This window comes from Klebsiella sp. 141240 (genome assembly GCF_050600805.1).
GTDB classification, from domain to species: Bacteria; Pseudomonadota; Gammaproteobacteria; order Enterobacterales; family Enterobacteriaceae; genus Klebsiella; species Klebsiella aerogenes.
The window spans coordinates 22,990-43,763 of sequence record NZ_JAQIRK010000004.1 but is presented as its reverse complement, the minus strand read 5'-3'; the positions used below and the strand labels follow the sequence as shown (position 1 = coordinate 43,763).

Genomic DNA, 20,774 nt, shown 5'->3' with positions numbered 1-20,774 from the left:
GACTAACCAGGCAGCTCACACAATGGGGCTAAAAAATGGTAAAGATCGCGTTCGGACCAACAGATGTCATCCCAACGACGAACCGGTACTAGCGGCATAAGCGCATTGCAAATCAGCACTTCATCGACATCGCGCAGCACATCGGGGCGCACGGATACTTCGACAACATCAAAAGGCGAACGTGCCAACTTGGCTATACAGTACTGGCGCATAATGCCATTGACGCCCGCCTGATCGAGGCGCGGCGTGAACACATGGCTTCCTTTACGCCAGAACACATTCGCGGCACAGCATTCCGTAAGCCACCCGTCGCTGTCAAGGACCAGCGCCTCATCGGCGTCTGTCTGCTCAAGATGAGTACGAATCAAGACTTGTTCCAGGCGATTAAGATGTTTGAGCCCGGCCAGCGAGGGATTGCGCCCCAGGCGGATCGGACTTAACGCCAGGGTTATTCCCTCTTCTCGCCATCGCGCATAATGCGAGGGGAAAGAAGAAACGCTCATCATGCGGTTCGGCTGCATGCAGCCTGTCGCGCTATATCCCCGGCCTCCTGAGCCACGCGTTATGACCACTTTGAGGACGCCTTCACTGTGCGGCTTTGCCAGTTCTTGCATCTCTGCGGCCAACGTTCGCCATTCAGTAAAAGGTATAAAGAGTTTTTCGCACGTATCCTGCAAACGGCCCAGATGGGCATTGAAAAAGGCTATCTGGCCGTTGATGATTCGCGAGGTGGTGAAACAGCCATCACCGAATTGAATTGCGCGGTCGTTTGCTGCCAGCACATCCTGCTCGACACCATTTATCAAGAACATAGAGGGCTCCTCTCACCGGTGGCACAGTGTCTCAGGATAAAAAGCAGAGAACAAGCGGAGAAAACCGAATAAAAAAAGACCCGCCAGGCGGGTCTTTCGTCAACGCTTAAACCAGCATTAGCGGTTGATCAGACTTTTTTGAAGATAATCGAACCGTTAGTACCGCCAAAGCCGAAGGAGTTACACAGGGTGTATTCCATACCGGAAACCTGACGCGCTTCATGAGGAACGAAGTCCAGGTCGCAACCTTCATCCGGGTTATCCAGGTTGATGGTCGGCGGAACCGCCTGATCGCGCAGCGCGAGAATAGAGTAGATAGACTCTACTGCGCCAGCCGCGCCTAACAGGTGGCCAGTCATGGATTTGGTGGAGCTCACCATCACACGGCGTGCCGCATCGCCAAACACGGATTTCACCGCCTGGGCTTCTGCTTTATCGCCCGCTGGCGTAGAAGTTCCGTGAGCGTTGACGTAGCCAATCTGGCCCGGTTCAATTGCCGCATCACGAATGGCGTTAACCATCGCCAGCGCAGCGCCAGCGCCATCTTCCGGTGGAGACGTCATATGGTAGGCATCGCTGCTCATACCAAAGCCGACGATCTCAGCGTAGATTTTCGCGCCGCGTTTTTTCGCATGCTCGTACTCTTCCAGTACGACCATACCGGCGCCGTCGCCCAGCACGAAGCCATCACGCTCTTTATCCCACGGACGGCTTGCCGCCTGCGGATTGTCATTGCGGGTAGACAGCGCACGCGCAGCGCCAAAGCCGCCTACGCCCAGCGGCGTACTCGCCTTCTCTGCACCACCGGCAACCATCGCATCGGCATCGCCGTAAGCGATAATACGCGCCGCGTGGCCGATATTGTGTACGCCTGAAGTACAAGCGGTCGCGATGGAGATACTCGGTCCACGCAGACCGAACATGATGGTCAGATGACCGGCCACCATGTTAACAATTGTGGACGGTACGAAGAACGGGCTGATCTTCCGCGGTCCGCCATTTACCAGCGAACTGTGGTTTTCTTCGATCAAGCCAAGGCCACCAATACCGGAACCGATAGCGGCGCCGATGCGGGTTGCGTTTTCTTCCGTCACTTCAAGGCCAGAATCCTGCATGGCCTGAACGCCAGCGACAATTCCATATTGAATGAAGGCATCCATCTTGCGCTGTTCTTTGCGCGAGATGATATCATCACAGTTAAAATCCTTTACTAAGCCAGCAAATTTCGTTGCATAGGCGCTAGTATCGAAATGGTCGATCAGGCTGATGCCACTCTGACCGGCAAGGAGAGCTTTCCAGGTAGACTCTACGGTATTGCCGACAGGAGACAACATGCCCAGTCCGGTCACAACTACACGACGCTTAGACACGGTTGTCCTCCAGGGAGGGAAAATAGATTCTTGTGGGACAAAAAAAGATAAAACTCAGGCGGTCGAATGACCGCCTGGAGATGTTCACTTACGCCTGGTGACCGTTGATGTAATCAATGGCAGCCTGAACGGTGGTGATTTTCTCAGCTTCTTCGTCCGGAATCTCAGTATCAAACTCTTCTTCCAGAGCCATTACCAGCTCAACGGTGTCAAGAGAATCAGCGCCCAGGTCTTCAACGAAGGAAGCATTGTTGGTAACTTCTTCCTGCTTAACGCCCAGCTGTTCGCCGATAATTTTCTTAACGCGTTCTTCGATAGTGCTCATACTCTTAAATTTCCTATCAAAACTCGCTTTCGCGATGGTTTTCGTAGTGTATAAAATGTTGAAAAATTTGCAACTAAATCCCGGCAGGTCTTACCACGATTTTACGCTATTTTGCGGCTGTTTGCCCTAATAACGCAAATGATTTCGCACAAAACAGTACCCGCAAGCGTGCAGACTGCGCGCTTCCTGAACATTTTGCGCAAATCTCGGTCAGACCATATACATCCCGCCATTGACGTGCAGGGTTTCACCAGTGATGTAACCCGCTTCGTCAGAGGCTAAGAATGCAACCGCGCTGGCGATTTCATTTGGGGAGCCAAGGCGCCCCGCAGGAACTGCCGCCAGCGTACCCGCACGCTGCTCATCGGTCAGCGCACGCGTCATGTCCGTTTCAATAAAGCCCGGAGCAACAACGTTTACAGTAATACCGCGAGACGCAACTTCACGTGCCAGTGACTTACTGAAACCGATCAGACCCGCTTTCGCCGCAGCGTAGTTAGCCTGACCAGCATTTCCCATGGTACCAACCACAGAACCGATAGTGATAATACGTCCATGACGCTTTTTCATCATAGCGCGCATTACCGCTTTTGACAGACGGAATACCGATGACAGGTTGGTTTCGATAATATCGTTCCACTCATCATCTTTCATTCGCATTAACAGGTTATCACGAGTAATCCCGGCATTATTGACCAGGATGTCAACTTCGCCAAACTCTGCGCGAACATTTTCCAGAACAGATTCAATAGATGCCGGGTCGGTCACATTCAACATCAGACCTTTACCGTTGGCGCCTAAATAGTCGCTGATTGCCTGCGCGCCGCTTTCGCTGGTGGCAGTACCGATAACTTTCGCGCCGCGCGCGGCGAGGGTTTCAGCGATAGCGCGGCCGATACCGCGGCTCGCGCCGGTAACCAGCGCGATTTTTCCTTCAAAACTCATGGTATTCCTCTTTTATTGCTCAAGCGCCGCAGACATCGCAGCCGGCTCGTTGAGCGCAGAAGCAGTCAGGGTGTCAACAATACGTTTGGTCAGGCCGGTGAGGACTTTACCCGGGCCCATTTCATACAGGTGCTCGACGCCCTGAGATGCCATAAACTCAACGGTCTTAGTCCACTGCACCGGGCTGTACAGCTGGCGAATCAGCGCGTCGCGGATAGCGTCCGGCGCGGTTTCGCACTTCACGTCGACGTTGTTCACAACCGCAACGGTCGGCGCGTTAAAAGTGATTTTCTGCAGCTCTACCGCCAGTTTTTCAGCGGCAGGTTTCATCAGCGCGCAGTGCGAAGGTACGCTGACCGGCAGCGGCAGCGCGCGTTTGGCGCCTGCGGCTTTACACGCGGCGCCCGCGCGTTCAACGGCTTCTTTGTGCCCGGCGATAACCACCTGGCCCGGTGAATTGTAGTTCACTGGCGAAACCACCTGCCCTTGCGCAGATTCTTCACAAGCTTTAGCGATGGACGCGTCGTCAAGGCCAATAATTGCAGACATCGCGCCGGTACCTTCCGGTACCGCTTCCTGCATGAATTTACCACGCAGTTCAACCAGACGAACAGCATCAGCGAAATTGATAACGCCTGCGCAGACCAGCGCAGAGTATTCGCCCAGGCTATGACCGGCTAACAGCGCCGGCGCTTTACCGCCCTGCTGCTGCCATACGCGATATAACGCGACGGACGCGGTCAGCAGCGCCGGTTGCGTTTGCCAGGTTTTGTTCAGTTCTTCTGCCGGGCCCTGTTGGGCAAGCGCCCACAGATCGTAACCCAACGCTGCGGAAGCTTCGCCGAAGGTCTCTTCAATAACTGGCCAGGTCGCGGCCATATCTGCCAGCATACCGACAGCCTGAGAGCCCTGTCCCGGGAACACAAAAGCAAATTGCGTCATGTTTAAATCCTTATACTAAAAACGAACCAGCGCGGAACCCCAGGTGAAACCACCACCGAAGGCTTCCAGCAGAATCAACTGACCGCGTTGAATACGGCCATCGCGAACGGCTTCATCGAGCGCGCAAGGAACCGAGGCCGCGGAAGTATTACCGTGACGATCGAGCGTGACCACTACATTATCCATCGACATTCCCAGTTTTTTCGCCGTCGCGCTGATGATACGCAGGTTAGCCTGATGCGGCACCAGCCAATCCAGCGCCGAGCGCTCAAGGTTGTTGGCCGCCAGCGTCTCGTCAACGATATGCGCCAGTTCGGTGACCGCAACTTTAAACACTTCGTTACCGGCCATCGTCAGATAAATCGGGTTTTCCGGCTCAACGCGATCGGCGTTCGGTAGCGTTAACAGGTCGCCGTAGCGGCCATCGGCATGCAGATGCGTGGAGATAATCCCCGGCTCTTCAGAAGCGCCGAGCACTACCGCGCCCGCGCCGTCACCGAAGATAATGATCGTACCGCGATCGGTTGGATCGCAGGTGCGCGCCAGCACGTCAGCGCCGATCACCAGCGCATAATCAACGGCGCCGTTTTTCACGTACTGATCGGCGATGCTCAGGGCATAGGTAAAGCCCGCGCAGGCGGCTGCGACGTCGAACGCCGGGCAACCTTTTACGCCCAGCATAGATTGAATCTGGCACGCAGAGCTCGGGAAGGCATGAGTGCCCGAGGTGGTCGCAACAACGATCAGACCAATTTGCTCCGGGTTGACATTCGCCATTTCAAGCGCTTTCTTTGCGGCTTCGAAGCCCATCGTAGCAACTGTTTCGTTCGCTGCGGCAATACGGCGTTCACGAATACCTGTACGCGTGACAATCCACTCGTCAGTCGTTTCAACCATTTTTTCCAGGTCGGCGTTAGTACGCACTTGCTCAGGCAGATAGCTGCCGGTGCCAATAATCTTTGTATACATGTACGCTCAGTCACTCTTGGGTAATATACCCGCGTTGTTCAAACCGCAGGGCGTCAGTCGTATCCGTTGGTCCCGTTGTGCCGTCGGGCATTCCCGTTACCGCTGCTGCTCCCTGGCAGTTCAAAGCCTGCTGGGTATAACGATTCCAGGCGAGCGGCGATCCGCTGTGGAACCTGCCGCTGCACCGCCTGCACTGCCTGCTCTATTGCGACGCAAAATGCGCGCTGGTTGGCAGCGCCATGACTTTTGATCACAGAACCGCGCAATCCTAACAGACAGGCGCCATTATACTGGTCGGGGTTGAGGTGACTGAATCGCCTGCTCAGGCTTTTTTGTAACCAACGCTTTAATAAAATCAGCCACCACGACCGTTTTTTTCCCTCTCCCTGTGATTTCAGCAGCGAAAGGAACATTCTGACAACACCTTCCATCGTCTTTAATGTGACGTTGCCCGTGAATCCATCACAAACCAGAACATCCGTTTTACCCGTCAGCAACTCGTTAGCTTCAAGGTAACCAATATAGTTGAAGGACGGCAGTGTTTTGAGAATCGCCGACGCATCACGGATGCTATTGAGACCTTTCATCTCTTCTTCGCCGATATTCAACAGCGCAATGCGTGGATTTTTAATCCCTACGACTTCTTCAGCTAACACCGCGCCCATCACCGCGAACTGTACCAGCATCGTGCTATCACAATCGACGTTGGCGCCTAAATCCAGCACCACCGTTTTGCCCTTTTGCTGATGCGGTAGCACCGTCACCAGCGCCGGGCGCTCAATTCCCTCAATGGGTTTGAGCAATAATTTCGCCAGTCCCATCAGCGCGCCGGTATTTCCCGCGCTAACACAGGCCTCGGCCCGGCCTTCTTTTACCAGCTCCAGCGCCAGGCGCATCGAGCTACCGCGACTATTGCGGATAGCCTGAGCGGGCCGCGCATCACTGGCAATAACTGACTGTGCAGGAATAATCTGCAATCGCGAACGTTGTTCGAAATCAGCTTTGGCAAGTAATGGCGTGATGGCGTCGGGGTCGCCGACTAAAAGAAGTGTGAGTTGCGAATTAGAGTTCAGTGCCTGCAGTGCTGCAGGCACTGTCACGGATGGGCCAAAATCGCCCCCCATGACATCTAACGCCAGGGTTAGACGTGTCAAGGTATCGTCGCTGCCCGGTTCGGTTATTCCCCAGTTACCTGGGGAGATCCTCACTAAGCTTCACCACGCTTTTACTCTTGTCTTTCACGTTACAAGGACGTTAATTACGTTTTCTTGCAACGTGAAATCCACGGAGTAAGGCGTGATTACTTAGCGATTACCTTGCGACCGCGGTAGAAACCGTCGGCAGTGATGTGGTGACGCAGGTGTTTCTCACCAGAAGTTTTGTCTACAGACAGGCTGGTGACTGCGGTCAGAGCGTCATGGGAACGACGCATGCCACGTTTGGAACGGGTTGGTTTATTCTGTTGTACGGCCATGGACCTTACTCCTCAATTACTTATGCTTTAAGCTGGCTAATACGGCAAATGGGTTTGGTTTTTGTGCCTCTTCAGGCAGTTCGCCAAAGACCATGTCCGCGTCGGACACTTCACAGTGTTCAGAATCATGCACCGGAACTACCGGCAAGGAAAGAATGATTTCATCCTCAACCATCGCCTGCAGATCGATTTCACCGAATTCGTTAACCTCAATCGGCTCATACGCTTCCGGTAGTGCTTCTGCCTGTTCGTCATTTCTGACAGGGCTGAAACAATACGTTGTGTGAACATGATGAGGGAACGGTTTCCCGCAACGCTGACATTCGAGGGTTACCGATACCTTCGCCTCACCGGTAATAACGGCGAGACGCTGGTTATCGATAGCGAACGACATGCTGCATTCCACATCACTGTCCACGCTGACGACTGAATCGGCGACACGGCCAACCTGATCACGGGCGTAGATACCCTCGTAATCAAGGCGTTTTTGAGCCGTGCGAACCGGATCGAGAGTCAGGGGTAATTTTACCTTTTGCATAGGGCGCGCATATTAACTTTGTAATGTCATAGAGTCAAAGAAAAAGGCAGCCTCAGGTTGCCTTTTGCCATTTATTCGCACACATTGCGGCGCATAGTTTAAAATGATGCTCTGCGAAGCGCTATATGTGGATGAAAAAATATGTCTAATCTTCTCCTGGCCTCAACCTCGCCGTGGCGACGGATGCTGCTGGAAAAACTCTCGCTGCCGTTCGAATGCGCAGCGCCTGAGGTTGATGAAACGCCTCTGCCCGGCGAATCCGCCCGCCAGTTGGTTGTGCGTCTGGCGCAAGCCAAAGCCCAGGCGCTAGCATCCCGCTTCCCTCAGCACCTTATTATAGGTTCCGATCAGGTTTGCGTCTTAGACGGCGAAATTACCGGTAAACCACACACTGAAGAAAACGCCCACCGTCAGCTACGCAAAGCCAGCGGCACGATTGTCACTTTTTATACCGGACTGGCGCTCTATAATTCCGCCAACGGACACCTGCAAACGGAATGCGAACCTTTCGACGTCCATTTTCGGCATTTAAGCGATCAGGAGATCGAGGCCTATATCCGTAAAGAGAACCCTCTGCAGTGCGCCGGGAGTTTTAAAAGCGAAGGATTAGGTATTACGCTATTTGAACGACTGGAAGGACGCGACCCTAATTCGCTGGTTGGGTTACCGCTAATAGCGCTATGCCAGATGTTGCGCCGGGAAGGCTACAACCCGTTACTCAGTTAGTCAGAAAAGAAAGCGGCGGAGTATAAATCCGCCGCTTTACCTATTTGCTATTACGTAAAACCTGTAAGCAGTGCTTCAGTTGGTTATCCAACGGCGCTTCAATACGCATCACCTCTCCGGTGCCAGGATGGGTGAATTTCAACGCCGCCGCATGCAAAAACAGGCGGTTTAAGCCAGTCCCTGAAAGCTGCTTGTCAAACTCGCGATCGCCATAGCGATCGTCAAAAGCAATCGGATGTCCCGCATACTGCGTATGAACGCGAATCTGGTGCGTACGCCCGGTAACCGGACTACAGCGCACCAGCGTGGCAAATGCGTAACGCTCTTCTACTTTAAAGCGCGTTTCGGAGGGCTTACCTTCCTGGCTCACGCGCACGATACGCTCGCCGCTCTGCAGAATATTTTTCAGCAGAGGCGCTTGTACCACCTTCGTGTGCGACTGCCACTGACCGCGCACCAGCGCCAGATAATCCTTCTGCATCCCTTTCTCACGCAGCTGCTCGTGGAGCGAACGAAGCGCCGAACGTTTTTTCGCCACCAACAGCACGCCGGAAGTATCGCGATCGAGACGGTGAACCAGTTCAAGGAAACGGGCCTCCGGGCGCAGCGCGCGCAGCCCTTCAATCACGCCGAAGCTCAGACCGCTACCGCCGTGCACTGCGGTGCCGGAAGGTTTATTCAGCACCAGGATATGATCGTCTTCATAGAGAATCACATCCGACAGCGCCGCCACTTTTTGCAGGTGCGGCGAAACGGCCTCTTCTTCGCGCTCGGCGACACGCACTGGCGGGATACGCACTTCATCGCCATCTTCCAGTTTATATTCCGGCTTGACGCGTTTTTTGTTTACCCGCACCTCGCCTTTACGCAGGATGCGATAAATCATGCTCTTCGGTACGCCCTTAAGTTGCGTACGCAAAAAGTTGTCGATACGTTGCCCCGCTTCATCGGCGGAAATGGCAACCATTTTTACGGTTGGAGTCTCAGTTTTCATGGTCGGCGATTCTAAATAGCCGAGGGCATTAGCGCCACTCATTTTTATATGCTTATATTTATCAGTATCCGGATTTCATCGCATGCTTCATCGGCGTTTTGTTTGTTATTAGAACAATCTGTAGACGCTGGTGAAAAAACTGTGAGTAACCCGGTGATAAAAGGTAAAAGTGAACTTGCTATAACAAGGTTAGCAATGGAATAATGAGGCTGTTTTCCGTGTTGACACTTGTTAGAACAAGAAATTAGCGGAATGACCAATTTTGTCTGACCGATCATCCACGCAGCAATGGCGTAAGACGTATTGATCTTTCAGACAGTTAGCGGGCTGCGGGTTGCAGTCCTTACCGGCACAGGCTCTATAAGATTTTTGCGTGGCAGGACGGCGACGACTCCGGGACTACCGGGAGTTCATCTGAATCCTCCGATTGAGGTGAACAGGTTAAGCCATTACCCCTGCGACGTGAGAGACGATGAGAATATACGCAACATCGTTTGAGGTGCGTCAAGGCTGCAAAAGAGAGAATCTTCAGTCGGTTGTACAAGCAATCGATTGAAGTGAACAAGCGCGGCCAACGCGAAATCACTTAAAGGATGAAGTGTATAAATGGAATATTCTCTGGTGATACATCCCAGGCTGTTCCCCTGAATAATTGCGCTGTGTTTCCGTTTGAAACACAGGCGACCGACACTCTGCGCCTCTTAAGCGCGCGACAACCGTGAGGTTGGCGACGTGAACCAGACTCGAGGCCATCGGTTTTCACCCGGTAAGGCGTTACTCTGCCCGTAGCTTAGTCGTCAATGTAAGAATAATGAGTAAGTTACGATGAAAAGAATGTTAATCAACGCAACTCAGCAGGAAGAGTTGCGCGTCGCTCTTGTTGATGGGCAGCGCCTGTACGACCTGGATATCGAAAGCCCCGGGCACGAGCAGAAAAAAGCGAACATCTACAAAGGCAAAATCACACGTATTGAACCTAGCCTTGAAGCCGCGTTTGTCGATTACGGCGCTGAGCGTCATGGTTTCCTCCCCCTCAAAGAAATTGCCCGCGAATACTTCCCAGCCAATTACAGCTCTCATGGCCGCCCTAACATTAAGGACGTTCTGCGCGAAGGTCAGGAAGTCATTGTTCAGATTGATAAAGAAGAGCGCGGTAATAAAGGCGCTGCGCTGACCACCTTTATCAGCCTGGCAGGCAGCTACCTGGTACTGATGCCGAATAACCCTCGCGCCGGCGGTATTTCACGCCGTATCGAAGGTGACGATCGTACCGAGCTGAAAGAAGCGCTGGCGAGCCTGCAGTTGCCGGACGGCATGGGTCTTATCGTACGTACCGCGGGCGTCGGCAAATCCGCTGAAGCGCTGCAGTGGGATCTGAGCTTCCGCCTGAAGCACTGGGAAGCGATTCAGAAAGCCGCTGAGAGCCGCCCTGCTCCATTCCTGATCCACCAGGAAAGTAACGTTATCGTACGTGCCTTCCGCGACTACCTGCGCCAGGACATCGGCGAAATCCTGATCGATAACCCGAAAGTGCTTGAGCTGGCGCGCCAGCATATCGCCGCCCTCGGTCGTCCGGATTTCAGCAGCAAAATCAAACTGTACACCGGTGAAATCCCGCTGTTCAGCCACTACCAGATTGAATCCCAGATTGAATCCGCGTTCCAGCGTGAAGTTCGCCTGCCATCCGGTGGTTCTATCGTTATTGATAGTACCGAAGCGCTGACCGCTATCGACATCAACTCCGCTCGCGCGACCCGCGGCGGCGATATCGAAGAAACGGCGTTCAATACTAACCTCGAAGCGGCTGACGAAATCGCGCGCCAGCTGCGTCTGCGCGACCTTGGCGGCCTGATCGTTATCGACTTCATCGATATGACCCCGGTACGCCACCAGCGCGCAGTTGAAAACCGCCTGCGTGAAGCCGTCCGCCAGGACCGCGCGCGTATCCAGATCAGCCATATCTCGCGCTTCGGCCTGCTGGAGATGTCCCGCCAGCGTCTGAGCCCGTCACTGGGTGAATCCAGCCACCACGTGTGCCCACGCTGTAGCGGCACCGGTACCGTGCGTGACAACGAATCGCTGTCGCTCTCTATCCTGCGTCTGATTGAAGAAGAAGCGCTGAAAGAGAACACCAAAGAAGTCCACGCGATCGTTCCGGTCCCCATTGCGTCTTATCTGCTTAACGAAAAACGTGCCGCAGTCAGCGCGATTGAAACCCGTCAGAGCGACATTCGCGTCATCATCGTCCCGAACGACGAGATGCAAACCCCGCACTACTCCGTACTGCGCGTGCGTAAAGGCGAAGAGACCTCAACCCTGAGCTATTTGCTGCCGAAACTGCACGAAGAAGAGATGGCGATGCCGTCCGACGAGGAACCTGCTGAGCGTAAACGCCGTGAGGAACCTGCGCTGGCCGCTTTCGTGATGCCGGATGCGCCGCCAGTACCGGTACAGGAAGAAACCTCAGCCGCCCCGGTCGCAGCGAAAGCCGCCGCCGCTCCAGCCGCAAAAGTAGCAACGCCTGCCCAACCTGGCCTGCTGTCCCGCTTCTTTGGCGCATTGAAAAACATTTTTGCTGGCGCAGAAGAAGCCAAACCGGCGGAAGTCAAGACTGAGCAAAAAACAGAAGAGAAACCGGAACGTCAGCAAGAGCGTCGTAAACCGCGTTCTAATAATCGCCGCGATCGCAATGACCGTCGTGATAACCGCGATAGCCGCGATAATCGTGACAATCGCGACAACCGTGGTGAAAACGCTGAAGGTCGCGACTCTCGTGAGTCTCGTGAGGAAAACCGCCGTAATCGCCGTGAGAAACAACCGCAGAACGTTGAACAGCGCGAATCTCGTCAAACCGCAGGCAATGAGGCTGATACCGGCAAATCACGTGATGAGCAGCAGCAACCGCGCCGTGAACGCAACCGTCGTCGTAATGATGACAAGCGCCAGGCACAGCAGGAAGCGAAAGCTCAGACCCGTGAAGAACCGGTAGTCCAGCAGGAAACCGAGCAGGAAGAACGCGTTCAGAGCATGCCGCGTCGTAAGCCGCGTCAGCTGGCGCAGAAAATCCGCTTTGAGTCCGTGGAAACCGAGCAGGTTATCGAAACCGTAGCCGAGCAGCAGCCGGAATCTACTACGCCGCGTACTGAACTGGCAAAAGTCGATCTGCCGGCCGTCGTTGAAACTGCCGCTGAGCAGGATGAAAACGGCGACGCTCGTGAATCTAACGGTATGCCTCGCCGTTCACGTCGCTCTCCGCGTCACCTGCGCGTAAGCGGTCAGCGTCGTCGCCGTTACCGCGATGAGCGTTATCCGACCCAGTCGCCGATGCCGTTGGCTATCGCCTGCGCATCGCCTGAGCTGGCATCTGGTAAAGCGTGGATCCGTTATCCGATTGCTCGCGTGCAGGATCAGCAGCAGGAAGAGTTACCGGTACAAGAAACCGCCAGCGTTGAGCCTATCATTACGCCAGTCGTCGCGGAGACTATCGCTCCGGTTGTCGTTGCGGAAACCGTCGCGGCTGAAACTGCCGCACCGGCAGTGGCCAACGAACCGACCCCAGAAGCGACTGTAGCTCAAGCGCCGGTCGTCGAAGAAACGGCGGTGGTTGAAGAGACTGTGGCTGTTGCGGAAAACGTTGTGCCGCAGGCAGAGGTCAGTGAACCAGCAGAGACGGTAGCCGAAGAAACTGAGACGACTCCTGCTCCGGCTACTGAAGAAACCGTCGCAGAAGAAACCGCTGTTGTCGAAGAAACCACCGTTGCCGCCGTTGAAGAAGCCGCGCCGGTTGTTGAACCGACACCGGTCGTCAACGCCGCGCCAGTGGTGAAAGCGCAACCGACATCCACTGCGACTCGCCACGCGACCGCGCCGATGACCCGCGCCCCGGCTCCGGAATACGTGCCGGAAGCACCGCGCCAAAGCGATTGGGTTCGTCCTCCGTTTGCCTTTGAGGGTAAAGGGTCTGCAGGCGGCCATAGCGCCACTCATCAGGCCACGGCGGAAGCGACTCGCCCGCAACCTGTAGAGTAACGGTGCACCACTAAAAAACCGGCCAACTGGCCGGTTTTTTTATTTCTTCTCGTCCGGACGCTGCATCCCCGCCACCTGCGGCATTACCTCGCGCATCAAATCGAGAAACTTGCGTAGCCGCGTCGGATAATAGCGCGCCCAGGGGTAAACCAGATGCACCGGCAGCGGCGAAGCCCGCCACTGCGCAAACGGTTCAATCAGCCGGCCTGCCGCAATATCCTCCTCCACCGCCCAACTGGAAACAATAGCCGCCCCCAACCCCGCCAGCGCGGTGTTACGCGCAACGTAGACGCTATCGGTACTCAGACAAGGGACAATCGGGAAGCTCATCAACTGCCCGCCCACCTGATGCTGTAGCGTGACTTCATGCTGGTAAAAAGTGCTGATAGCGACCCAGGGCAGCGTGGAGAGCATCTGAGGTTCGCTGAGTTCCGGGTGGCGCGCCAATAGCTCAGGCGCAACCACCAGGCTGCGGGGAACCACAGCCAATAGTACCGATACCGTTGCCGGATCGACTTCCGCACCGACGCGGATCGCGCAATCAATATTATCGCTCAGAAAATCGACGGTTTTATCATTCAGCATCCACTCAACGGAGAGCTCAGGATATCGCTGCAGAAAACTCACCAGCGGGCCCAGCAATTGCTGTTGCCCAAACGCGTGCGGCGCCCGCACCCGCAGCACGCCAACCGGTCGGTCTTCCTCGATGCGTAGATCATCTTCCAGCGCCAGCCAACTCTCCACCAGTCGTCGCGCATGTTGATAGCAACGCTCGCCGTCATCGGTCAGTTTCATCGCATGGGTCGTGCGCAGAATAAGCCTTGCGCCAAGTAACGTCTCCAGCGACTGCAAGCGTCGGCTAACGGTCGCCTGTGTCGTACTCATCTGGAGAGCTGCCGCCGAGAGCGAACCCGCTTCGACGATGCGAATAAACGTCCGCATCAGCTCAATCCGATCTATACGCTCTTGTTTCTTCATTTATATTTTGCCTATACGTGCTACGTATAACCGTTTTACCACTACCCTATCTTCCGCGCCAGTCCGCTTCGGGGAACAATAGCGCCAACGCATTTACGAGGGCATTACCATGACACCGCTTCCTTTATCCACCCGCCAGGCCGGATGGGTTATTTTTATTCTCGCGCTCGGCGCAGGCTTTAGCGTCGCATCCATCTACTACGCCCAACCGCTGCTGCCGTTAATCGGCGCCAACCTGCATCTCAGCGTAGAGGGAATGGGGCTGGTGCCCACGTTGACTCAGGCAGGCTATGCATTGGGAATATTATTTCTGCTGCCGCTCGGCGACCGCCACGATCGCAGAACGCTTATCCTGCTGAAAAGCGCCGTGCTGGCGGCGCTGTTGCTACTCTGCAGCGTGACCGGTCAGCTTACCTCGCTGCTGGTCGTCAGCCTGCTGATCGGCATGGCGGCGACCATGGCGCAGGATATTGTCCCGGCGGCGGCGATTCTGGCGCCGGCGGGCAAACAGGGGAAAATGGTCGGTACGGTGATGACCGGCCTGCTGCTCGGGATCCTGCTTTCGCGTACCGTCAGCGGGCTGGTCGGCGCGCTATTTGGCTGGCGGGTCATGTACCAGGCTGCGGCAGTCAGTATCGCTTTCATCGGCCTGTTAATGTGGCGTGTTCTGCCGCGTTTTGAGATCCACTCTACCCTCAGTTATCCGCAGTTGATGAAGTCAATGGCCCATCTGTGGCAGCGCTACCCCGCGCTGCGCCGCGCGGCATTCGCCCAGGGCTTTTTATCTATCGCCTTTAGCGCATTCTGGTCGACGCTGGCGGTGATGCTCGCCGAACATTACCAGATGGGTAGCGCGGTCGCCGGCGGCTTCGGTATCGCGGGCGCGGCAGGCGCCCTGGCGGCACCGCTGGCAGGCGGTCTGGCGGATAAAGTTGGCGCGGGGAGAGTCACCCAGCTCGGCGCGGCATTCGTCACCGTCTCCTTTGCCCTGATGTTGCTGCTGCCCGCCCTGCCGGTACACGGCCAACTGGCGCTGATTGCGTTATCGGCTATCGGTTTTGACCTTGGTCTGCAATCAAGCCTGGTAGCGCATCAAAATCTGGTTTACAGCCTGGAGCCCCAGGCCCGCGGCAGGCTTAACGCCTTGCTGTTTACCGTGGTCTTCATCGGTATGGCTCTGGGATCGGTGCTGGGAAGTAAACTGTACGTGCTGGCTGGCTGGAATGGCGTGGTGATTCTGGCGGTGAGCAGCGGCGCGATTGCTCTGATTATCCGCCTGCTGGAAAATGCCCGTCTACAGGCCGCTGAACGCGCCGTGAGATAAAAAAACCCGCTCCGCATAGCGGAACGGGTTAATCAGGCCCGACGTAACGATGAATTTAAATCGTGCGGCGGGCAAACTCTTTCAGGCGGAAGCCGAGCAGCAGCAAGGTCGCGAAATAGGCGACAACGCCGGCGACTACCACTACCATCAGACGCATCAGGCGGAACGGCATCGTCCCCTGCGACCATTCCGGCATCAGATACATCACGCCGACGAGCGCTGCCGCCATGACCAGCACCGCGATGACCAGACGCAGCAGGAAGACGAACCAGCCCGGCTGCGGGGTGAAGATTTTCTGCTTACGCAGTTGCCAGTAAAGCAGCGCGGCGTTCAGACACGCGGCCAGACCAATAGACAGCGACAAACCGGCATGCTTCAACGGACCAATAAACGCCAGGTTCATTACCTGGGTCATAATCAGGGTAACAATGGCGATTTTAACCGGCGTCTTGATATCCTGGCGCGAGTAGAAGCCCGGCGCCAGCACCTTCACGACGATAAGCCCCATCAGACCAACCGAATAAGCCACCAGCGCGCGCTGGGTCATCGCCGCATCAAAAGCGTTAAACTTACCGTACTGGAATAGCGATACCGTCAGCGGTTTGGCGAGAATGCCTAAGGCAACCGCGCTTGGCAAGGCCAACAGGAAGCACAGGCGCAGCCCCCAATCCATCAGTCGGCAGTACTCATCGTGATTGCCGCTGGCGAAACTTTTTGATAGCGATGGCAACAGAATGGTCCCCAGCGCCACGCCCAACACACCGGAGGGGAACTCCATCAGACGATCGGCATAATACATCCAGGAGACCGAACCTGAGACCAGGAAGGAGGCGAAAATGGTGTTGATAATCAGCGAAATCTGGCTGACGGATACGCCGAGGATCGCCGGCCCCATCTGCTTGACCACGCGAATCGCCCCAGCATCTTTCAGATTAACCCGCGGCAGCACCAGCATACCGATTTTTTTCAGATGCGGCAGTTGGTACGCCAGTTGCAGGATACCGCCAACCGTGACCGCCCAGGCCATCGCCAACATTGGCGGATGAAAATAAGGCGCGGCAAACAGGGCAAAACCAATCATGCTGACGTTAAGGAAGGTCGGCGCGAAGGCGGGAACCGAGAAGCGGTTCCAGGTGTTAAGGATAGCCCCCACCAGCGACGCCAGCGAAATCAATAAAATATAGGGGAAGGTGATACGCAGCAGTTGGGTGGTTAAGGCAAATTTATCCGGCGTATCGGCAAAGCCCGGAGCGGTTACGGTAATCACCCATGGCGCAGCCAGCATCCCTGCCACCGTGACCAGCGCCAGAACCAGCGTCAACAGCCCGGAAACATAGGAGACGAACACCCGCGTCGCGTCTTCGCCCTGCTTGCTTTTATATTCAGCGAGGATCGGCACAAAGGCCTGAGAAAAGGCGCCTTCGGCAAAAATACGCCGCAAAAGGTTTGGCAGTTTGAAGGCCACGAAAAAGGCGTCGGTCGCCATCCCGGCGCCAAAAATACGCGCGACGATAGCATCGCGGGCGAACCCCAGCACGCGCGAGAACATGGTCATCGAGCTGACTGCCGCTAATGATTTTAATAGATTCATTACTGTCTTATTCCACAACCCATGGAGTAAAACGCCCGCAAAAGCGGGCGCTGGAAAGTGGCGATAGTCTACCGGGTTCGCAATGAATTACTACTGTCAGTTGTTACAACCAGTTATTCGCTCATCGCTTCACGCCAGAGCTTTTCCACGATCCGCTGGGCTAAAAGCGCCTGCTCGCCGGCGGTTTCCGGAACCGTCTGATTTTGCACGCATTCAATGAAGTGCCGTGCGCAGCCGTCGAATCCGCGCTGCTCAAGCGTTGTCTGCCAGCCGGGCGCCGGGCGCTGCAAGATTCCGCTGCCACGCTCTTCACGCCACTCGCGCATATCGCTCACCTCATACAGCCCGCCATCGGTTACCGCCTGCACCCACTCACGCTGGCTTCCGGCGCGACGATGCATGCTAGTCGTTATCTGCAGTTGCCCCGCGCTGAAGTGATGCTCGGCGTAGAGCATTTCCCCTTGAGAAGTGGTTTGCAGGATCCCGCCATTCACCCGCGCCTTATCTCCTGCCAGCCACAGTGCGGTATCAACAACATGCAGATAATCATCCAGCAGGGTAAAACGCAGTTCTTTGCCGACGCTATCGCTACGGTGCTTATCCATGCGCAATGACGCCGCATCATTGAGATGCGCTTTCAATTCACGATACAGCGGCGCAAAGCGGCGATTGAATCCCACCATTAACGTTAAACGCCGACGCGCTGCCAGTTCAACCAGTGATTCGGCTTCGCTGAGCTTGTCCGCCAGCGGCTTGTCCACACAAACATGAACGCCTGCATTCAGCAGATGATGAACCACTTCATAATGTGAAGCGGTTGATGTATGAACAAATACCGCATCACATTGCGCCGCCAGCGCATCCAGAGACTCGGCATAAGGCAGACGCCAGGTTTCGCAGATGCGTAACGCTTTCTCTTTCCCCGGCGACCAGGCGGCCTGCAGCGTCCAGCCATCAGCGGCGCCAAGCACCGGCAGCCATGCCTTTTGTGCAATGCCGCCAAGCCCCACCACGCCAACACGTAATTTCGCCGTCACGGTTACTCTCCTAAATGAGCCAGCAGGGAATCAAGACGTATTTTGAGCTCAGCGACTTCACTTTCCAGCGCCTCAACGCGCGCCTGCAAATCGTCATTCGGCGGGGACACGGCTTCCACGACGGTAATGAGCGAATCCATGTCATCACAAAACAGGTGCATATAGCGGCTTTCGCGTTTACCCGGCTCGCGCGGAAGGCGCGCGACGTAAGGACCGTCTTCACGACTGGCCAAATTGTCGAGCGTGCTTTCCACCTCGGCCATATCGCGGAATTCATACATCCGCTGCGCGCGGCTGCGCAGCTCGCCTGGCGTTTGCGCGCCGCGCAGCAGCAGCGTCGTGACGATGGCGACTTCCGCCGCCGTTAATTTGAGGTCGCCAAATTCGGAATTGCAGAAGCGCTGTTCATATTTGGTTACCCGGTTGCCAAAACCGCTTACCGTACGCAGGTAGTGGCGTTTAACCAGCTCATCCAGCAAATCCTGGACATCGCTTTCCGCCAGCGACATCACCGGCTCGCGGTTGGTTTTCTGGTTACAGGCGGTAACCACCGCATTCACTGATAGCGGATACTGTTCCGGCGTGGTTACCTGCTTCTCCAGCAGGCAACCAATGATGCGCGCTTCATGCGCGGTTAGCTGATATTTCATGTTGTCTCCTTAGCGCCCTGGGGTCCAGTCAGTGGCCGTTAACGCCGTCAATACGTGATCTCGCCATTGTCCATCAATGAGGAGGTAGTCCTTTGCGTAACCCTCTTTTTCGAATCCGAGCCGGGCGAGCAGATCGCCGCTGCGTTTGTTATGCGGCATATAGTTGGCCATGATGCGGTGGACATGCTGCGTACGTTGCATATAGCGAATCGCCGCGGTCAGCGCTTCAAACATCAGCCCCTGCCCTTGCCACTTTTCACCAATGGAATAGCCGAGATAGCAGGCATGGAATGAACCACGCACCACGTTTGAGAAATTCGCTACGCCAATAATCTCTTTCTCATCAGGATCGAGTAGCGCGAAATAAAATGCCGAACCCTGTTTGTGAAACTCCGTAATCATCGATAACCGCGCCTGCCAGCCGGAGGGATAACAGTGGCTTTCATCGCGCACCGGCTCCCAGGGTTTCAGGAACCCTTTATTTTCCGCGTAGTAATCGGCCAGACGCCAGGCGTCACGATCGTGAACCAGCCGCACCACCAGCCGGTCCGTCGTCAAACGCACCTTGGGTACGTTACTGCGATAGCCAAACATTCCTCACTCCTGTTCCCTGCCCCAAACTGATATCTTTCACTATACCTTCCCTGAGTGAAGGTGGGAAAACAGCAACATACCATTTTCTGCACCACCTCCGTTTTTCGATGAATAGCCTCAATCGATCTTGCTTTTTGATAAAAAAATATTGTCGCCAGTATGCTGGGAAAATAACCGCCGCCACCGCAGAATATCTAAGCTTATCTTTCTTTTTCCCTGGAGGGGAAATGTCCCGCGTATCGCAGGCAAGGAGCCTGGGTAAATATTTCCTGTTGGTCGATAACATGCTGGTTGTGCTCGGCTTTTTTGTCGTATTCCCCCTGATATCGATCCGTTTTGTCGACCAAATGGGCTGGGCGGCGCTGATGGTCGGTATTGCCCTCGGTCTACGTCAACTGGTGCAACAAGGTTTAGGCATCTTCGGCGGCGCGATTGCCGACCGTTTCGGCGCCAAACCGATGATTGTCACCGGGATGCTGATGCGCGCCGGCGGTTTCGCGGCGATGGCCGTCGCCCATGAGCCCTGGGTGCTCTGGCTTTCATGCATTTTGTCCGGTCTCGGCGGCACCCTGTTCGACCCGCCGCGAGCGGCGCTGGTGGTCAAACTGGTGCGCCCGCATCAACGTGGTCGCTTCTTCTCTATCCTGATGATGCAGGATAGCGCCGGCGCGGTCATCGGCGCTCTGCTGGGCAGTTGGCTCTTACAGTACGATTTCCGTCTGGTGTGCAGCGCAGGGGCAGCGCTCTTCATTGCCTGTGCCGCGTTTAACGCCTGGTATCTGCCGGCATGGAAACTCTCGACGGTCAAAACGCCAATCCGCGAAGGACTGGGGCTGGTGTTACGCGATAAGCGCTTTGTCACTTATGTGCTGACCCTGACCGGTTACTACATGCTGGCCGTGCAGGTGATGCTTATGCTGCCGATTATGGTTAACGATATTGCAGGCTCTCCGGCGGCGGTGAAATGGATGTATGCCATTGAAGCGACAATTTCCTTGACGCTGCTGTACCCCATCGCCCGCTGGAGCGAGAAACGTTTTCGCCTCGAGCATCGTCTGATGGCGGGTTTGCTGGTGATGACGGCGGCGATGCTGCCGATTGGCTTAACCAGCACACTGCAGCAGCTGTTTACCCTAATCTGTATCTTTTATATCGGCTCAATCATTGCCGAACCCGCGCGCGAAACGCTGGGCGCGTCACTGGCCGATGCCCGCGCTCGCGGCAGCTATATGGGTTTCAGCCGCCTTGGCCTGGCTTTCGGCGGCGCGCTGGGGTACGCCGGCGGCGGCTGGCTGTTTGACGCCGGTAAAGTGCTCAATCAGCCCGAGCTGCCGTGGCTGATGCTGGGCATTATCGGCTTTGCGACATTCATTGCGCTGTGGTGGCAGTTCAGTCAAAAACGCTCGGCTTCCGGCATGCTGGAACCGCGCACCTGACGCTCGGCCAAAGTGGTAATCCTTTTTTTCAGCATTTTCC

At 55.6% G+C, this 20,774-nt stretch carries 19 protein-coding genes; 4 read left to right on the top strand and 15 right to left on the bottom strand.

Features of this window, described 5'->3' with window-relative positions:
- Window positions 1–2 precede the first annotated feature (2 nt).
- The 9 genes from pabC to yceD form a co-directional block, all read right to left on the bottom strand.
- Entirely contained in the window at window positions 3–812 is an 810-nt protein-coding gene (gene pabC, locus PGQ95_RS08795; protein WP_430917772.1) for an aminodeoxychorismate lyase, read from the bottom strand.
- Between the two features lie 128 nt (window positions 813–940).
- The gene (fabF, locus tag PGQ95_RS08790) at window positions 941–2,182 is read right to left on the bottom strand and encodes a beta-ketoacyl-ACP synthase II (protein ID WP_087858002.1); all 1,242 of its coding nucleotides are present in this window, start codon (window positions 2,180–2,182) and stop codon (window positions 941–943) included.
- Window positions 2,183–2,270: 88 nt separating this feature from the next.
- A complete protein-coding gene (gene acpP, locus PGQ95_RS08785; RefSeq protein ID WP_000103754.1) occupies window positions 2,271–2,507 on the bottom strand; it encodes an acyl carrier protein in 237 nt (78 codons plus the stop codon).
- Between the two features lie 210 nt (window positions 2,508–2,717).
- A complete protein-coding gene (gene fabG / locus PGQ95_RS08780) occupies window positions 2,718–3,452 on the bottom strand; it encodes a 3-oxoacyl-ACP reductase FabG (protein WP_015367190.1) in 735 nt (244 codons plus the stop codon).
- A gap of 12 nt (window positions 3,453–3,464) precedes the next feature.
- Entirely contained in the window at window positions 3,465–4,394 is a 930-nt protein-coding gene (gene fabD / locus PGQ95_RS08775; protein WP_087858003.1) for an ACP S-malonyltransferase, read from the bottom strand.
- 15 nt (window positions 4,395–4,409) lie between these two features.
- Complete coding sequence (locus PGQ95_RS08770; protein ID WP_045393676.1) at window positions 4,410–5,363, bottom strand: beta-ketoacyl-ACP synthase III; 954 nt, start codon at window positions 5,361–5,363, stop codon at window positions 4,410–4,412.
- Between the two features lie 53 nt (window positions 5,364–5,416).
- Window positions 5,417–6,517 carry a phosphate acyltransferase PlsX gene (gene plsX / locus PGQ95_RS08765; RefSeq protein WP_430918041.1) on the bottom strand — a complete coding sequence of 367 codons (1,101 nt, stop codon included), beginning with the start codon at window positions 6,515–6,517 and terminating at the stop codon, window positions 5,417–5,419.
- A gap of 146 nt (window positions 6,518–6,663) precedes the next feature.
- The gene (gene rpmF / locus PGQ95_RS08760; protein WP_000290724.1) at window positions 6,664–6,837 is read right to left on the bottom strand and encodes a 50S ribosomal protein L32; all 174 of its coding nucleotides are present in this window, start codon (window positions 6,835–6,837) and stop codon (window positions 6,664–6,666) included.
- Window positions 6,838–6,853: 16 nt separating this feature from the next.
- Window positions 6,854–7,375, bottom strand: a complete 522-nt coding sequence (yceD, locus tag PGQ95_RS08755; protein ID WP_430917770.1) for a 23S rRNA accumulation protein YceD — start codon at window positions 7,373–7,375, stop codon at window positions 6,854–6,856.
- Between the two features lie 141 nt (window positions 7,376–7,516).
- Here yceD and PGQ95_RS08750 point away from each other — a divergent pair, with 141 nt between their 5' ends.
- Window positions 7,517–8,101 (top strand): Maf family protein, encoded by a 585-nt coding sequence (locus PGQ95_RS08750; RefSeq protein WP_087858005.1) that lies wholly within the window; start codon window positions 7,517–7,519, stop codon window positions 8,099–8,101.
- Between the two features lie 40 nt (window positions 8,102–8,141).
- Here the strand turns inward: PGQ95_RS08750 and rluC are convergent, their stop codons facing one another.
- On the bottom strand, window positions 8,142–9,095 hold the full coding sequence (rluC, locus tag PGQ95_RS08745) for a 23S rRNA pseudouridine(955/2504/2580) synthase RluC (RefSeq protein WP_072205245.1): 954 nt from the start codon (window positions 9,093–9,095) through the stop codon (window positions 8,142–8,144).
- 825 nt (window positions 9,096–9,920) lie between these two features.
- Between rluC and rne the strand changes: the two genes are divergently transcribed.
- Window positions 9,921–13,124 (top strand): ribonuclease E, encoded by a 3,204-nt coding sequence (gene rne, locus PGQ95_RS08740; protein WP_430917768.1) that lies wholly within the window; start codon window positions 9,921–9,923, stop codon window positions 13,122–13,124.
- 39 nt (window positions 13,125–13,163) lie between these two features.
- Here rne and PGQ95_RS08735 read toward each other — a convergent pair whose 3' ends face one another.
- Complete coding sequence (locus PGQ95_RS08735; RefSeq protein WP_087858007.1) at window positions 13,164–14,102, bottom strand: LysR family transcriptional regulator; 939 nt, start codon at window positions 14,100–14,102, stop codon at window positions 13,164–13,166.
- A gap of 109 nt (window positions 14,103–14,211) precedes the next feature.
- Here PGQ95_RS08735 and PGQ95_RS08730 point away from each other — a divergent pair, with 109 nt between their 5' ends.
- Entirely contained in the window at window positions 14,212–15,426 is a 1,215-nt protein-coding gene (locus tag PGQ95_RS08730) for an MFS transporter (RefSeq protein ID WP_430917766.1), read from the top strand.
- A gap of 55 nt (window positions 15,427–15,481) precedes the next feature.
- Here the strand turns inward: PGQ95_RS08730 and murJ are convergent, their stop codons facing one another.
- From murJ to rimJ, 4 genes are all read right to left on the bottom strand, one after another.
- Window positions 15,482–17,017 (bottom strand): murein biosynthesis integral membrane protein MurJ, encoded by a 1,536-nt coding sequence (gene murJ, locus PGQ95_RS08725; RefSeq protein ID WP_015367200.1) that lies wholly within the window; start codon window positions 17,015–17,017, stop codon window positions 15,482–15,484.
- A gap of 113 nt (window positions 17,018–17,130) precedes the next feature.
- Complete coding sequence (locus PGQ95_RS08720; protein ID WP_087858009.1) at window positions 17,131–18,054, bottom strand: Gfo/Idh/MocA family protein; 924 nt, start codon at window positions 18,052–18,054, stop codon at window positions 17,131–17,133.
- A gap of 2 nt (window positions 18,055–18,056) precedes the next feature.
- A complete protein-coding gene (locus tag PGQ95_RS08715; protein WP_042892208.1) occupies window positions 18,057–18,704 on the bottom strand; it encodes a YceH family protein in 648 nt (215 codons plus the stop codon).
- A gap of 9 nt (window positions 18,705–18,713) precedes the next feature.
- On the bottom strand, window positions 18,714–19,298 hold the full coding sequence (gene rimJ, locus PGQ95_RS08710) for a ribosomal protein S5-alanine N-acetyltransferase (RefSeq protein WP_087858010.1): 585 nt from the start codon (window positions 19,296–19,298) through the stop codon (window positions 18,714–18,716).
- A gap of 227 nt (window positions 19,299–19,525) precedes the next feature.
- Here rimJ and mdtH point away from each other — a divergent pair, with 227 nt between their 5' ends.
- Window positions 19,526–20,734: a multidrug efflux MFS transporter MdtH gene (gene mdtH, locus PGQ95_RS08705; RefSeq protein WP_015367204.1), complete on the top strand. Its 1,209-nt coding sequence runs from the start codon at window positions 19,526–19,528 to the stop codon at window positions 20,732–20,734.
- Window positions 20,735–20,774 lie beyond the last annotated feature (40 nt).